This is a genomic window from Micromonospora sp. CPCC 205554 (assembly GCF_036902745.1).
GTDB lineage: Bacteria > Actinomycetota > Actinomycetes > Mycobacteriales > Micromonosporaceae > Micromonospora > Micromonospora tulbaghiae.
The window spans coordinates 1-14285 of the sequence record NZ_JBAKHP010000056.1 but is presented as its reverse complement, the minus strand read 5'-3'; the positions used below and the strand labels follow the sequence as shown (position 1 = coordinate 14285).

Sequence of the window (14285 nt, the reverse complement as noted above, 5' to 3'; positions counted from 1 at the left end):
GACCCACTTCACCGGCGGCAGCTCGCTGCCCGGCAACTTCCAGACCACGCTGCAGAACTTCGCGGCGCTCGGCGTGGACGTCGCGCTGACCGAGGCGGACGTCACCAATGCCTCGACCAGCCAGTACGCCGGGCTGACCCAGGCGTGCATCAACGTCCCGCGGTGCATCGGCATCACCGTGTGGGGCGTCCGCGACAGCGACTCCTGGCGCTCCGGCGAGAACCCGCTGCTGTTCGACGGCAGCGGCAACAAGAAGGCCGCGTACACCTCGGTCCTCAACGCGCTCAACGCCGCCGCCCCGACCTCGGGGCCCACCGCGACCCCCACCACGGGACCGCCGCCGAGCGGTGGCGCCGGCCGGATCGTCGGAGCCCAGTCGGGCCGGTGCGTCGACGTACCGAACGCCACCCAGACCAACGGCACCCGCGTCCAGCTCTGGGACTGCAACGGTCAGTCCGACCAGCAGTGGACGTACACCTCCAGCAAGCAGCTGATGGTCTACGGCAGCAAGTGCCTCGACGCGAACGGCGCGGCCACCGGGAACGGCACCGGAATCATCATCTGGGACTGCAACGGCCAGTCGAACCAGCAGTGGAACATCAACTCCAACGGCACCATCAGCGGCGTGCAGTCCGGCCGGTGCCTGGACGTCTGGGGCACCGGCAACGGCCAGCAGATCCAGCTGTACGACTGCCACGGGCAGACCAACCAGCAGTGGCGGACCGACTTCGGTGGCGGCACCACGCCGCCCCCGTCCTCGCCGCCGCCGACCACGACGCCGCCGCCGGGCGGCTGCGCGCTCCCGTCGACCTACCGGTGGTCGTCGACCGGCGCGCTGGCCAACCCGCAGAACGGCTGGGTCTCGCTCAAGGACTTCACCAACGTGGTCCACAACGGCAAGCACCTGGTCTACGGGTCGTACGTCAACAGCAGCGGCCAGTACAGCTCGATGAACTTCACCCCGTTCACGAACTGGTCCGACATGGCCTCGGCCGGCCAGAACGGGATGAGCCAGGGCACCGTGGCGCCCACGCTGCTGTACTTCGCGCCGAAGAACATCTGGGTGCTGGCGTACCAGTGGGGACCGACCTCGTTCAGCTACAAGACGTCGAGCGACCCGACGAACGCCAACGGCTGGTCCTCGGCGCAGACGCTGTCCACCGCCACCCTGCCGGACGCCCCGTACGGCGTCATCGACCAGACCCTGATCGGTGACGACCAGAACATGTACCTGTTCTTCGCCGGGGACAACGGCAAGATCTACCGGTCGAGCATGCCGCTCGGGAACTTCCCGGGCAGCTTCGGTTCGAGCTACACGACGATCATGACCGACTCGACGAACAACCTGTTCGAGGGCGTCGAGGTCTACAAGGTGGCGGGCCAGAACCAGTACCTCATGATCGTCGAGGCGATCGGGAGCCAGGGCCGCTACTTCCGGTCGTTCACGTCCAGCAGCCTGAACGGCTCGTGGACCCCGCAGGCCGCCACCGAGAGCAACCCGTTCGCCGGCAAGGCCAACAGCGGCGCGACGTGGACCAACGACATCAGCCACGGTGACCTGGTCCGCACCAACCCCGACCAGACCAAGACCGTCGACGCCTGCAATCTGCAGTTCTTGTACCAGGGCAAGAACCCCAGTGCGGGCGGCGACTACAACCTGCTGCCGTGGCGGCCGGGTGTGCTGACCCTCCAGCGCTGACCGTCACACAGTTCGAGGAGGGCGTGCCCGGCACCCGTACGGTGCCGGGCACGCCCGTTCCGGTGGCCCGGCCCGGCCGGCGGGCGGACGACGGCGACCCGGGGCAAGCTGGGTCGGTGGAGCGCATGCTGCTGACCGTCGGACACGGAGCCGCCCACCGTGACCAGCTCGGGGACCTGCTGGCCGGCGCGGCTGTCGCCCTGGTCGTGGACGTGCGCCGCTACCCGGCCAGCCGGACCAACCCGGACGTCCGCCGCGAGGCCCTCGAACGCTGGCTGCCCGAACGGGGCATCGACTACCGCTGGGAGCCGCGCCTCGGCGGCCGCCGGCATGTCCGCGCCGGCGAGCCGGAACCGGACACCTGGTGGACGGTCGCCGCCTTCCGGGCGTACGCCGCGTACACCCGCACGCCCGACTTCGACGCCGCACTGGACGAGGTGCTGGCCGATGCCGCGCTGCGGAGAACCGTGGTGATGTGCAGCGAGAGCGTCTGGTGGCGCTGCCACCGGCGGCTGATCGCCGACGTCGCCGTGCTCGGCCGCGAGGTGCCGGTGTCGCACCTCATGCCGGACGGGCGGCTCAGCCCGCACCGGCCCGCCGAGGGCGCCCGCCGCCTGCCCGACGGGCACCTGCTCTGGGAAGGCTGACTCAGCCGGCCAGGTCCTCGGCGAGCAGGTCCATCAGCAGCGCGTCGTGCCAGCGCCCGTCCGCGCCGCGCTCGTAGCGGCGCATGATGCCCACCGGGCGGAACCCGACCTTCGCGTACGCCCGGATCGCCGCCGTGTTCGCCGCCGCCGGGTCGATGGTGAACCGGTGGTGACCGTACTCGTCGATCAGATGCCGGACCAGCGTGCGGATCGCGTCGCCGCCCAGCCCCGAGCCGCGTACCGCCGGGTCGAGGAAGATGTCCAGGCTGGCGTGGCGGTAGTCCGGGTCGGTCTCGGCGTACCACTGGATCGCGCCGATCAGCCTGCCGTCGTGCTCGACCGCGTAGGTCGTCACCGCGTCGTCGGCCAGGTCGGCCCGCACCGATGCGGCCAGGTCGTCCCCGCCGCGCCACCAGCGGCGCACCTCGGGGGTGGCCCGGATCGCGGCCAGGGCGGGCACGTCGGCGTCGGTCACCGGCCGCAGCGTCACCGCCCGCCCCCGCAGCACGCCTCAGCCCCGCCGCTCGCCGTGCTCGACGCAGACCGCCGACCAGCCGGCCGGTACGACCTGCACCTTCATCCGCCGCCGGCAGGACGCGCACCAGCGCGGTGGCTCCCACGTCCGCGCCGCCTCGCACGCCGGGTGCGGCCCGGCCGCCACCGACTCGCCGCACCTGTCGCACCAGAGCGCGGCGGGGAGGGCCGCCGTGGCGGGGGAGGATTCGGTCACCGCTGCCTCACAGGGTCGCCGAGAGCGCCTTCACCGGCATCTTCAGGTCTTCCAGCAGCTTCAGGTCGGCCGTCGCGGGTCGGCCCAGCGTGGTCAGGTAGTTGCCGACGATCACCGCGTTGATGCCGCCGAGCAGACCGTCGCGGGTGCCGAGGTCACCGAGGGTGAGTTCGCGGCCGCCCGCGTACCGCAGGATGGTGCGCGGCATGGCCAGCCGGAACGCGGCGATGGCGCGCAGCGCGTCCTTGCCCTCCACCACCGGGCGGTCGCCGAGCGGCGTGCCGGGGCGCGGGTTGAGGAAGTTCAGCGGCACCTCGTGCGGGTCCAGCTCGGCGAGCTGGGCGGCGAACTCGGCGCGCTGCTCGACCGTCTCGCCGAGACCGAGGATGCCGCCGCAGCAGACCTCCATGCCGGACTCGCGGACCATCCGCAGCGTCTCCCAGCGCTCCTCCCAGGAGTGCGTGGTGACCACGTTCGGGAAGTAGGAGCGGCAGGTCTCCAGATTGTGGTTGTAGCGGTGCACGCCCATCTCGACCAGCTCGTCGACCTGCTCCTTGGTGAGCATGCCGAGCGAGGCGGCGACCTGGATGTCGACCTCGGCGCGGATGGCGGCGACGCCCTCGCGCATCTGCTTCATCAGCCGGGCGTCCGGGCCGCGCACGGCGGCCACGATGCAGAACTCCGTCGCCCCGGTCGCGGCGGTCTGCTTCGCGGCCTCCACCAGCGCCGGGATGTCCAGCCAGACCGAGCGGACCGGGGAGGTGAACAGGCCGGACTGCGAGCAGAAGTGGCAGTCCTCGGGGCAGCCGCCGGTCTTCAGCGAGACGATGCCCTCGACCTCGACCTCCGGGCCGCACCAGCGCATCCGGACCTCGTGGGCGAGCTGGAGCGCGGCGGGCAGGTGCTCGTCGGGCAGGTTCAGCACCGCGAGGACGCCGGCCTCGTCGAGGCCGACGCCGTTGCCCAGCACCCGCTCGCGGGCCTGGTCGAGGATCTCTGGCATGGCTCGTAACCTAACAGGCCACCGTGAGCGCGGGAAACCGCCGCCGCCGGCCCTCCGGCGAGCCGGGACCGCGCCACGCCGGGGCCCTCGGCGCGGGTGGTAACTTCGCCCCGCGGAAGCGCCCGGCGGGGCGGGTGGTCGGCGGGAGGGGACGGCACGGTGGCGGACTGGCTGGCGGCCCTGGACCGCCGCGCCGAGCTGCGGGCCCGGGCGGGGCTGACCCGCACGCTGCGCCCCCGGGCCGCCGACGACACCGTGGTCGACCTGGCCGGCAACGACTACCTCGGCCTGGCCACCCACCCAGAGGTCACCGCCGCCGCAGCAGAGGCCCTGTCCGGGTACGGGCTGGGCGCCACCGGGTCGCGTCTGGTGCGCGGGTCCACCGACGCCCACCACGCCCTGGAGGACGACCTGGCCGGCTGGCTCGGCGTCGACCGGGCGCTGGTGTTCTCCTCCGGCTACCTGGCCAACCTCGCCGCCGTCCGGGGGCTGACGCAGCCGCGTACCCTGCTCGTCTCCGACGCCCACAACCACGCCTCGCTGATCGACGGCTGCCGGATCTCCGGCGCCGAGACGCTCGTGACGCCGCACGCCGACGTCGCGGCGGTGGCCGCGGCGCTGGCCGCCGCGCCGGGCCGCCCGGCGGTGGTGGTGACCGAGTCGGTCTTCTCCGTCGACGGCGACCTGGCCCCGCTCGCGGAGCTGCACGCGGTGGCCCGCCGCCACGGTGCGCTGCTGCTCGTCGACGACGCGCACGCGCTCGGCGTCACCGGTCCGGCCGGGGCCGGCGGGGTGGCCGCCGCCGGGCTGGCCGGCGCGCCCGACGTGGTGGTCACCGCGACGCTGTCCAAGGCGCTCGGCGGGGCAGGCGGCGTGGTCGCCGGGCCGGCCGAGTTCGTCCGGCACCTGGTGGAGACCGGCCGCACGTTCATCTTCGACACCGCGCCGCCGCCCGCCGTGGTGGCCGGGGTCCGCGCCGCGGTGCGCCTGGCCCGCACCGGTGACGGGCTGCGTGCCGAGCTGGCCGACCGGGTCGCCGCGGCGGTGCGCCGGCTCGGCGGGGCCGGGCTGTCCGTGTCCGCCCCGGACGGCGCCGTGATCTCGGTGACCGCGCCCGGCCCGCAGGAGGCGACCGCCTGGGCCGCCGCCTGCCGGGACCGGGGCGTCGCGGTCGGCTGCTTCCGTCCCCCGTCCACGCCGGACAGCCGCTCCCGGCTGCGGCTCACCGTCAGCGCCGGGGTGGACCGGGCCGACTTCGACCGGGCCCTGGACGTGATCGTGGAGTGTGCGCCATGAGCCTCGGCGACGCCTGGACCGGGCCGGTGCTGGTGACCGGCACGGACACCGAGGTCGGCAAGACGGTGGTGACCGCCGCCGTCGCCGCCGCCGCGCAGGCGGCCGGCCTGCGGGTCGCCGTGGTCAAGCCCGGCCAGACGGGTACGGCGACAGGCGAGCCCGGCGACGTCGACTCGGTGACCCGGCTGGCCGCGCCGCTGACCGGCCGGACGCTGGCGAGCTACCCCGACCCGCTGGCCCCGCTGGCCGCGGCCCGGGTGGCGGAGCTGCCGCCGCTGGAGCTGTACAACGCGGTCGACGCCGTCCGCGAGGAGGCCGACAAGCACGACCTGGTGCTGGTCGAGGGCGCGGGCGGGCTGCTCGTACCGATGGGGCTGCGCCCGTCCGGCGAGCCGTGGACGGTGGCCGACCTGGCGGTGTCGCTCGGCGCGCCCGCGGTGGTGGTGGCGCGGGCCGGGCTCGGCACGCTCAACCACACCGCGCTGACGCTGGAGGCGCTGGACCGGCGGGCCGTCCCGGCGGGCGTGGTGATCGGCGCCTGGCCGGCCGAACCGGAGCTGGTGCACTGGCTCAACCTGTCCGAGCTGGTGCCGAACCTGCTCGGCGCGGTGCCGGCCGGCGCGGGCGGGATGGACCCGGGCGTGTTCCGCCGGTCCGCGCCCGGCTGGCTGACCCCCGCCCTGTACGGCGTGCTCGACGACTGGCGGGCCTGGGCCGAGGAGACCTGACTTTCGTCGGTGCCCGGCCCGGCCGGGCGTGGGTAGCGTGACCGCCGTGGAACCCCGCGAACGACAACGCCGGGCCGGTGACCTGCTGCTCTGGGCCGTACTCGCGGCGCCTGTGGCGTACGGCCGGCTCACCCCGCCGCAGATCGGCGAGCTGCCGCCGCTGGCCGCCGCGCTGGCGCTGCTCGGCACGGCGGTGTGGATCGGGCGCCGGTGGCCGCTGGTCGCGGTGCTCGCGGTGGTGGCGGGCTCGCTCGTCGACGGCAACGTGGTGTTCGCCATCCCGGTCTTCGGCTACCTGGCCGGGCGGCGCAGCGACCGGGCCGCACCGGCCGCAGCCGTCTTCGCCGCCATCGCGGTCACCGGCTCGGTGCTCAACCTGGGGCTGCTCGGCACCGAGCCGTCCACCTGGTTCCTGCTCGCCTCCGTGCTGCTGTTCGCCGGGGTGTTCCCCTGGCTGCTGGGCCGGCTGCGGCGGCAGCACCGCGCACTCGCCGACGCCGGGCTGCGGCACGCCCAGGCCGAACGCCGGGCCGAGGTCGAGCGGGTACGCCTGCGCGAGCGGGCCCGCATCGCCCAGGACATGCACGACTCGCTCGGCCACGACCTGAGCCTCATCGCGCTGCGGGCGGGTGCGCTGGAACTGGCGCCCGACCTGTCCCCGGCGCACCGGGCGGCGGCCGGTGAGCTGCGGGCGAGCGTCGCCGCCGCCACCGAACGCCTGCACGACGTGATCGGGGTGCTGCGTGAGGAACGCACACTGCGGCCGCCGGGGGAGACGGTCGCCGACGTGGTCGACGGCGCGCGCGACGCCGGGATGACAATCGACCTGCGCGCCGACGAGGCGGACCTGCCGCCGCTGCCCGCGCACGCGGTGCACCGGGTGGTCCGGGAGGCGCTCACCAACGCCGCCCGCTACGCCCCTGGCGCCCCGGTCACCGTCGACGTGGCGCGCGACGCCGGCGCGGTGACCGTCGCGGTGGTGAACGCGCCGCCGCCGGCCGGTCCGCTGCCCGGGCCGCCGTCGCACGGCTCCGGGTTGCTGGCGCTGCGCGAGCGGGTACGCCTCACCGGCGGCACCCTGGACGCCGGTCCCCGCGACGGCGGCTGGACGGTCACCGCCCGCGTCCCGCTGGACGGGGCGCCCGCTCCGCGATCTGCTGACAGCGACGCCGACCCGCTCGCCGGTGCCGGCGTACCCCGGCGGGGTGAGCCCGGGGACGCGGCCCGGCGGCTGCGGGAGGCCCGGCGGCGGTTGCGGCGCAGCCTGCTCGTCGCGATCGGCGCGCCCGCCGGGCTCGCACTGGTGCTGGCGCTCGTCTACTACCCGCTCGCCACGGCCGGTGCCGTGCTGGACCGGGCCGGCTACGAACGGCTGCGGCTGGGTGAGCCGCGTGACGCGCTCGGGCTGCCCCGCCGCCAGGCCGACCCGCCCGCGACCGGCGCGGTGCCGGGCTGCGAGTTCTACACCGACGGCAACTTCCCGTTCGCCCAGGCGGCCTGGCGGCTCTGCTTCGCCGACGGGCGGCTGGTCAGCAAGGAGCAGATCGAACCATGAGCGACGACCACGACCGCCCGCTGCGGGTGGTGCTCGCCGACGACGAGGCGCTGGTCCGGGCCGGGGTCCGGGCGATCCTGGCCGCCGACCCCGGCATCGAGGTGGTCGGTGAGGCGGGCGACGGCCTCGCGGCGGTGGAACTGGTCCGCGCGTACCGGCCCCGGGTGGCGCTGCTGGACATCCGGATGCCCCGCTGCGACGGGCTCAGCGCCGCCGCGCAGATCCGCCGGCTGGTGCCGGAGACGGCGGCGGTCATGCTCACCACGTTCGGCGACGACGACCTGATCGCCCGCGCGCTCGGCCACGGCGCCGCCGGGTTCCTGCTCAAGTCCGGTGACCCGCGCGAACTGCTGGCCGGGGTGCGGGCGGTGGCCGACGGCGGGGCGTACCTGTCGCCGCGGGTGGCCCGCCGGGTGATCGAGCTGAGCGGCGGCCGGCTGGCCCGTGGCCCGTACGCGCGGGACCGGCTGGCCGGGCTGACCGACCGGGAACGCGACGTGCTGGCGCTGGTCGGCGCGGGACTGTCGAACGCCGAGATCGCCCGCCGGCTGCACCTGGTCGAGGGCACCGTGAAGAGCTATCTGACCAGCATCTTCACCCGGCTGGACGTGCGCAACCGGGTGCAGGCGGCGATCCTCGCGTACGAGGCGGGGCTGGTCCCGCCCGCCGGCTGACCAGCCCCGCCCCGCTCAGGCGTCGCGCCGGGCCAGTGCCCACCGGCCCAGCACCAGCGCGGCGGCGGTCCAGGCGGCGAGCACCAGCAGCCCTGCCGCCGCCGGGTACGGCTCGGTGTCCCCGGCCAGGAAGTGGTTGCCGGCCACGCCGGGGAACGCGTCGGCGATCCGGGTCAGCACCGTGATGTCCGGCTCCTGCAACGACAGCGGCACGATCATCAGCAGCGCGAACAGCACGGTCAGGGTCAGTACCGCGCCGCGCAGCGCCGCCGCCAGGCCGAGCGCCAGCACACCGGCGAGCGCCAGATACAACGCGGCGGCGACCACGTCGGTCACGGTGCCGCCCAGCGGGGCGCTACCCCACTCGCCCAGCACCGGCCGGGCCGTCACCGCGCCGACGCTGCCGAGCAGCAGCCCGAGGCCGAACGTCACCGCGCCCACCACGATCGCCTTGGCCGCCAGCACCCGTCCCCGCGACGGGGTGCACCGCAGCGTGGTGCGGATCGTGCCGGTGGTGAACTCGCTGCTGATCGCGAACAGGCCGAGCGCCAGCACGACGTACTGGGTCAGCTCCAGCGACCCGGCCACGATCTCGCCGACGCCGACCACGCCCGGGTTGTTGGCCGGGTCGTCGTCGGTGTTGGCGTTCTGCGCGTAGATCGCGAGCTGGCCGCTCGTGGCCGCCATGGTCAGCACCGCCGCGAGCAGCGTCCACCAGGTGGAGCGGACCGACCAGAGTTTCGTCCACTCGGCGGCCACCGCCCCGGCGAGCGGATGTCCGGCGGGGGCGGGCCGGGCGGTCCGCCGGGCCGGGTCGAGCGTGGACTGTGCGGTCATCGGGTTCCACCTCGGGTCGGGCCGGCGGCGTACTCCACGCTGTCGGCGGTCAGCTCCAGGAACGCCTCCTCCAGGGAGGGGGCGACGGGGGTCAGCTCGTGCAGGCGTACCCCCATCTCGTGCGCCAGGTCGCCGACGCGGCCGGCGGTGCTGCCGGCGACGGACATCCCGCCCTCGTCGGCGGTGACGGTCGCGCCCTCGGCGGCGAGCCGGTCGCCGAGCGCGGCGAGCGCGGCCGGCTCGGGCCCGCGTACCCGGACCGACGCGGCGGGCCGGGCGGCGATCAGCTCGGCCAGCGGCGCGTCCGCGACCAGCCGGCCGCGCCCCAGCACCACCACCCGGTCGGCGGTCTGCTGCATCTCGCTCATCAGGTGGCTGGAGACGAGGACGGTGCGTCCCTCGTCGGCGAGGCGGCGGGTGAAGCCCCGGATCCACCGCACGCCGTCCGGGTCGAGCCCGTTGACCGGCTCGTCGAGCAGCAGCACCGGCGGGTCGCCGAGCAGCGCGCCCGCGATGCCGAGGCGCTGACCCATGCCCAGCGACAGCGCGCGGCCCGGCTTACCGGCGGCGCGGGCGTCCAGGCCGACCAGGTCGAGCACCTCGGTCACCCGCCGGGCCGGTACGCCGTTGCTGCGCGCCATCGACCGCAGGTGCGCCACGCCGGAGCGGGCCGGGTGCACGCCGGTGGCGTCGAGCAGCGCGCCGACCTCGTGCAGCGGGTGCCGCAACGTGCGGTAGTCCCGGCCGTTGACCAGGGCCTGCCCGGCGGTGGGCCGGTCCAGGCCGAGCACCATCCGCATGGTGGTGGACTTGCCGGCGCCGTTCGGGCCGAGGAACCCGGTGACCTGCCCGGGGCGGATCTCGACGGTCAGGTCGTCGACGGCTGTCACGTCGCCGAACCGTTTCGTCAACGCACGAAGTGTGATCATGCGGCGACGCTATTCAGCCGGGATGCCGCCGCACCGCCGTCGAACGGCAGCGGCCCGCACTGACTTTCGTCAGGTGCGGCGGACCACGAACGCGTCCGGCATCCGGAAGGTGAGGTTGTCCGGGCACCACGGCGGACGCACCACCGTCACGCCGTCGAGCAGCGCTGCCGCCTCGGCGACCACCACGGCGGCCTCCATCCGGGCCAGCTGCGCGCCGACGCACCGGTGCGGCCCGGCGCCGAACGCCAGATGCCGCCGCGAGCCGGGCTGCCCGGGACGGAACTCGCCCGGCGCGCCGACCACGTCCGGGTCGCGCCCGGCGCGGGCCAGCCACGCCACCACGCTGGTGCCCGCCGGTACGGGGACCTCGCCGAGCGTGGTGTCGACGGCTGCCACCCGCCGCCAGGTGACGATCGGCGGCTCCAGCCGCAGCCCCTCCTCGACCACGTCGTCCACGTCGATCTCCCCGGCGCGCAGCCCGGCCCGTACCGCCGGTTCGCCGGACAGCCGGTGCAGCAGCAGGGTGAGGAACTGCGAGGTGGTCTCCTGACCGGCGACCAGCAGGAAGAACAGCGCCCCGACCACCACGTCGGGGGAGTGCCCGGCCTCGCGCAGCCGCGCGGCGAGCCCGCCCCCGGTGGCGGCGAACTCCCGCAGCACGGTGTGGAACCGGCCCACCTCGGCGGCCAGCGCGAGCTGCCGGTCGGCGTCCAGCGGCGCCCAGAACAGCTCCAGCGCGGCGCGGGCGAAGTCCTTCACCGCGCCGACCGGGGCGTCCGGCAGCTCGACCAGCCGGGCCAGCACCAACAGCGGCAGGTCGGCGGCGAGCCCGGCGTACAGGTCGACCGGGCGGCCCGCGTCCAGCTCCGCCGCCAGCCCGGCCACCCGCTCCCGGACCAGCCCGGTCAGCCACCGGCGCTGGGCGTCCACCCGGTGCGGGTGCAGCGCGTCGGCGACGATGCCCCGGATCTCCGGGTGGTCGGCGCCGCCGTTGTTCGCCAGTGTCGGCGGCAGCCGGAACCGGTGCCCGGCGAGCACCCGCAGCGCGGCCACCGGGATCGGGGTGACCGCGTCGAGCGCGTTGTCCGGCCGGAACGTCACCGGATCGGTGAGCACCTTGCGGACGAGCGCGTGCCGGGTCACCACCAGGTGCGGCACGCCGACGTGGTCGACCACCGTGGCCACGTCGGGCCACTGTCCGTCGACGGACTCCCCCCAGCCCCGGAACAGCACGCGGTAACGCTAGCGGCGGGCACCGGGCGGGTTCGGGTCCAGCTCCCAGACGGTGGTGTGCTTCACCCGTACGCTCTCCAGCGCCTCGGACACCGGCACGTCGTACGCGGCCAGCTCGTGGAAGCGCTCGCGGGGCAGGAACGCCCGGCCCGGGTCGCCCACCAGCACCCGGGCACCGGCGCGGGCGGCCCGGAGCAGGAAGCGCAGCACGCGGCGGGCCATCGCCTCGCTGTAGAAGACGTCCCCGGCCAGCACCACCTCGGCGTCGCCCGCGTCGGAGTCGAGGATGTCGCCGAGTTCGGCGTCGACGCGTACCCCGTTGGCCTCGGCGTTGAGCGCGACGGCGGCCACGGCCCGCTCGTCCACCTCGACCGCCCGGACGGCGGCGGCCCCGGCGCGGGCGGCGGCGATGGCGACCAGGCCGGAGCCGGAGGCCAGGTCGAGCACCCGGCGGCCGGCGACCAGGTCGGGGTGGTCGGTGACGTAGCGGGCCAGGCCCTGCCCGCCGGCCCAGGCGAACGCCCAGAACGGCGGCGGCTGGGAGCTGCGGAACTCGCCCTCGGTCAGCTCCCACAGACCGATCGGCTCGTCGGCCTGGTGCAGCCGCACCTCGGGTACGAACGCCACCGGGGCGAGGCGGGCGTGCAGCCGGACGAACGCGGCGGACAGCTCGGACACCGGAGAATTGTGTCCCACCCCGGTTCCGTACCCGCATCCCGGGCGTGTCGCGGCACGGTCGTGACCGGTTCACCACGCTCGGTGAAACAGCCCCCGTGTTGTGGCGTTGGATGCGAACACGCCCGTCTACCGGCGTGCCCGGCGCGCTCCTAGCGTTGCCTGTGGACACGACCGAGGTGAGGAGGCGTGGTGAGCGGGTGGCGGCACGCGCTACGGATCGGACTGGTGCTGACCTTCGTGGCCGGGACCGGGTACGGCGGAGCCCTGCCGGCGCGGGCGGCGGCGGCCTTCTCCACCGAGTTGAGCGGCCTGCCGGACGAGTTCACCGCCGGGAACCGGGTGGAGACGCTGTCCGCCGTGGTGTCCCGCTCCGACGGGGGCGGCTGTGTCAAGGTGCGCTGGTCGATGCTGGTGCGGGTGCAGGGCCTGCGGCTGGACCAGCTCAAGGTGGACCGGGTGGAGGACAGCGGATCGTTCCCGCTGGAGATCCGCACCGAGGGAGACACCGCCCGGCTCACCGACCGGCAACTGGATCCGGGTGTGCTCTGCCCCGGCCGTACCGTGACCGCCCGCTACCGGGTGGCGTTCGCCGAGGACGTCGGGCGCGGGCGGGTGAGCTTCGCCGCCGAGGCGTACGACCCGCAGTTGCGGCTGCTGGCCCGGCGGACCGCCTCCCGTGAGGTGGTGGGGGAGGAGGCGGCGTCACCGACGCCTTCGCCGAGCGCGGAACCCACTGACACGCCGACCGGCGAGCCGCCCACCGAGGCGCCCGACGAGGAGCCCACCGACGAGCCGACCGACGCCGCGGTGGTGGAGCCTCCCGCGCCGGGTGGCGTGGCCGGGCGGCCGGTGGCGGACAGCGGCGGATTCGGCCTGGTGCAGGCCGCGTTCCTGCTCGGCGGGCTGCTGCTGTTCCTCGGCGCCGGTCTGCTGCTGCGGATGCGCCGCCTGCTGCGGCCGTCCGCCGACCCCGAACTCCCGCCTCCCTTCGAACGCCCCCGTCCTCGCTGGCACTGACGCCCTGCCCCGGGGCCTTCCCCGGTGATCAAGGAGTTTGTGTCTCCGCCAGGGCCGTTCCAGGACACGAAGTCCTTGATCAACGGCGCGGGGCGAGCCCGCGCGGACGGGGGAGCGGGTGCGGGTGGTCAGTCGAGCTGGCTGGGCTCCAGGCCCAGCTCCCGGGCGGCCACCAGGCGGATCCACTCGGCGATCTGGCGGCGGGTGATCACCCGCTCGTGCACCGCGAGCTGAACCGCCAGCCCGTCCATCACCGCGCTGATCCGCCAGGCCGCGCCGGCCGGGTCGGGGCAGTCGAACGTGCCCTCGGCGACGCCGGCGGTGATCACCGCGGCCAGGTCCTGCCGCCACCGCAGGTCGAGGCGGCGGGAGAGCTTCTCCAACTCGGGGGTGCGCAGCGACTCCGCCCAGCCGTCGATCCACATCGACCAGGAGGTGGCCCGGCCGGTCGGTGCGTAGAGGCGCAGCATCCGGCGCAGCTTCGCCAGCGGCGGGGCGGAGGAGCGCAGCACCGCGTCGAGGCGGGCCAGATCCTGCTCGACCGCGTACGCGAAGGCCTGCGCGAGCAGACGGTCCTTCGTCGCGAAGTGGTAGAAGACGAGCGCCTGGCTGACCCCGGCTGCCTCGGCCACGTCCGCGGTGCGGGTGTTGGCGAGCCCTCTTTCCGCGATCACCTCGCAGGCCGTACGCAGCAGCGCGTCCAGGCGGATCTCGGCGGCTCGTCTCGTCACGGCGTTACGGTAACCCATCCGTATGACCACAGGGAGTTACCGAGGCGGCCGGTCGGCGGCAGGACAGTCGGATGCCGGACACTCGGCTCGCCGAGCGGATTCCGCAGGTCGCGGCCCTGCCCGCCGGCCTCGGAGGCCAACCATCCAGGCTCCTAGGAAGCCTGCGGGGTGGGGCGCCGGCGACATCCGGACGCGCCGGAAGGGGACCCGATTTGGCAACCGTTCCCGGGCTCGGCTAAAGTTCTCATCCGTCACCGGATAACACCGGGGGCGTGCGGACGTAGCGCAGCTGGTAGCGCATCACCTTGCCAAGGTGAGGGTCGCGGGTTCGAATCCCGTCGTCCGCTCGGAGATGCCGCCACGCAGTTCGGGGGCAACCTCGGTGGAGTGGCCGAGAGGCGAGGCAACGGCCTGCAAAGCCGTGTACACGGGTTCAAATCCCGTCTCCACCTCGGCATTGGACGAGGGCGATTGGCGCAGTGGGAGCGCGCTTCCTTGACACGGAAGAGGTCACTGGTTCAAACCCAG

15 protein-coding genes and 2 tRNA genes are annotated in these 14285 nt (G+C 74.8%); 9 read left to right on the top strand and 8 right to left on the bottom strand.

Going from position 1 to position 14285, the window contains the following annotated elements:
• Together V6U82_RS31315 and V6U82_RS31310 are read left to right on the top strand one after the other, a co-directional pair.
• Positions 1-1699, top strand: a 1699-nt coding sequence (locus V6U82_RS31315) for a non-reducing end alpha-L-arabinofuranosidase family hydrolase (RefSeq protein ID WP_334467609.1), incomplete at its 5' end; no start/stop codon positions are given.
• A 23-nt stretch (positions 1700-1722) separates the two neighbouring features.
• Positions 1723-2346: a DUF488 domain-containing protein gene (locus V6U82_RS31310; protein ID WP_334467607.1), complete on the top strand. Its 624-nt coding sequence runs from the start codon at positions 1723-1725 to the stop codon at positions 2344-2346.
• A 1-nt stretch (position 2347) separates the two neighbouring features.
• Here the strand turns inward: V6U82_RS31310 and V6U82_RS31305 are convergent, their stop codons facing one another.
• Genes V6U82_RS31305 through bioB form a run of 3 tightly spaced genes read right to left on the bottom strand, consistent with a single transcriptional unit; the run spans position 2348 to position 4079 of the window.
• The gene (locus V6U82_RS31305; protein WP_334467605.1) at positions 2348-2854 is read right to left on the bottom strand and encodes a GNAT family N-acetyltransferase; all 507 of its coding nucleotides are present in this window, start codon (positions 2852-2854) and stop codon (positions 2348-2350) included.
• Positions 2855-2857: 3 nt separating this feature from the next.
• The gene (gene bsaP, locus V6U82_RS31300) at positions 2858-3076 is read right to left on the bottom strand and encodes a biotin synthase auxiliary protein BsaP (RefSeq protein ID WP_334467604.1); all 219 of its coding nucleotides are present in this window, start codon (positions 3074-3076) and stop codon (positions 2858-2860) included.
• A gap of 7 nt (positions 3077-3083) precedes the next feature.
• Positions 3084-4079, bottom strand: coding sequence for a biotin synthase BioB (bioB, locus tag V6U82_RS31295; protein WP_334467602.1), 996 nt, complete (start codon positions 4077-4079; stop codon positions 3084-3086).
• A 159-nt stretch (positions 4080-4238) separates the two neighbouring features.
• On the opposite strand from bioB, the gene V6U82_RS31290 reads away from it, so the two are divergent.
• From V6U82_RS31290 to V6U82_RS31275, 4 genes are read left to right on the top strand one after another with little or no spacing between them, the layout of a single operon-like run.
• Positions 4239-5375 (top strand): 8-amino-7-oxononanoate synthase, encoded by a 1137-nt coding sequence (locus tag V6U82_RS31290; protein WP_334467600.1) that lies wholly within the window; start codon positions 4239-4241, stop codon positions 5373-5375.
• Positions 5372-6103, top strand: coding sequence for a dethiobiotin synthase (gene bioD, locus V6U82_RS31285; RefSeq protein ID WP_334467598.1), 732 nt, complete (start codon positions 5372-5374; stop codon positions 6101-6103). The genes V6U82_RS31290 and bioD overlap by 4 nt, the downstream gene beginning before the upstream one ends.
• Before the next feature lie 46 nt (positions 6104-6149).
• On the top strand, positions 6150-7658 hold the full coding sequence (locus V6U82_RS31280; protein ID WP_334467596.1) for a sensor histidine kinase: 1509 nt from the start codon (positions 6150-6152) through the stop codon (positions 7656-7658).
• On the top strand, positions 7655-8332 hold the full coding sequence (locus V6U82_RS31275; protein WP_334467594.1) for a response regulator transcription factor: 678 nt from the start codon (positions 7655-7657) through the stop codon (positions 8330-8332). The genes V6U82_RS31280 and V6U82_RS31275 overlap by 4 nt, the downstream gene beginning before the upstream one ends.
• Before the next feature lie 15 nt (positions 8333-8347).
• On the opposite strand, the gene V6U82_RS31270 is transcribed toward V6U82_RS31275, so the two are convergent.
• From V6U82_RS31270 to V6U82_RS31255, 4 genes are all read right to left on the bottom strand, one after another.
• Positions 8348-9169 carry an ABC transporter permease gene (locus V6U82_RS31270; RefSeq protein WP_334467592.1) on the bottom strand — a complete coding sequence of 274 codons (822 nt, stop codon included), beginning with the start codon at positions 9167-9169 and terminating at the stop codon, positions 8348-8350.
• Positions 9166-10098, bottom strand: a complete 933-nt coding sequence (locus tag V6U82_RS31265; RefSeq protein ID WP_334467590.1) for an ABC transporter ATP-binding protein — start codon at positions 10096-10098, stop codon at positions 9166-9168. Before V6U82_RS31265 ends, V6U82_RS31270 begins: the two co-directional genes overlap by 4 nt.
• Before the next feature lie 69 nt (positions 10099-10167).
• Positions 10168-11331, bottom strand: coding sequence for a cytochrome P450 (locus V6U82_RS31260; protein WP_334467588.1), 1164 nt, complete (start codon positions 11329-11331; stop codon positions 10168-10170).
• A gap of 9 nt (positions 11332-11340) precedes the next feature.
• The gene (locus tag V6U82_RS31255) at positions 11341-12009 is read right to left on the bottom strand and encodes a class I SAM-dependent methyltransferase (RefSeq protein WP_334467587.1); all 669 of its coding nucleotides are present in this window, start codon (positions 12007-12009) and stop codon (positions 11341-11343) included.
• Positions 12010-12198: 189 nt separating this feature from the next.
• Between V6U82_RS31255 and V6U82_RS31250 the strand changes: the two genes are divergently transcribed.
• Positions 12199-13026 (top strand): hypothetical protein, encoded by an 828-nt coding sequence (locus V6U82_RS31250; protein WP_128138052.1) that lies wholly within the window; start codon positions 12199-12201, stop codon positions 13024-13026.
• 128 nt (positions 13027-13154) lie between these two features.
• Here V6U82_RS31250 and V6U82_RS31245 read toward each other — a convergent pair whose 3' ends face one another.
• Entirely contained in the window at positions 13155-13757 is a 603-nt protein-coding gene (locus tag V6U82_RS31245) for a TetR/AcrR family transcriptional regulator (protein ID WP_091420285.1), read from the bottom strand.
• 274 nt (positions 13758-14031) lie between these two features.
• On the opposite strand from V6U82_RS31245, the gene V6U82_RS31240 reads away from it, so the two are divergent.
• A tRNA-Gly gene (locus tag V6U82_RS31240) sits at positions 14032-14104 on the top strand.
• A gap of 34 nt (positions 14105-14138) precedes the next feature.
• Positions 14139-14209 (top strand) — tRNA-Cys (locus V6U82_RS31235).
• Positions 14210-14285: the final 76 nt, after the last annotated feature.

Coding starts and splice junctions, on each gene's coding strand:
- bioB (WP_334467602.1), bottom strand. CDS start 4,079: ATGCCAGAGATCCTCGACCAGGCCCGCGAGCGGGTGCTGGGCAACGGC.
- V6U82_RS31270 (WP_334467592.1), bottom strand. CDS start 9,169: ATGACCGCACAGTCCACGCTCGACCCGGCCCGGCGGACCGCCCGGCCC.
- bioD (WP_334467598.1), top strand. CDS start 5,372: ATGAGCCTCGGCGACGCCTGGACCGGGCCGGTGCTGGTGACCGGCACG.
- V6U82_RS31275 (WP_334467594.1), top strand. CDS start 7,655: ATGAGCGACGACCACGACCGCCCGCTGCGGGTGGTGCTCGCCGACGAC.
- V6U82_RS31265 (WP_334467590.1), bottom strand. CDS start 10,098: ATGATCACACTTCGTGCGTTGACGAAACGGTTCGGCGACGTGACAGCC.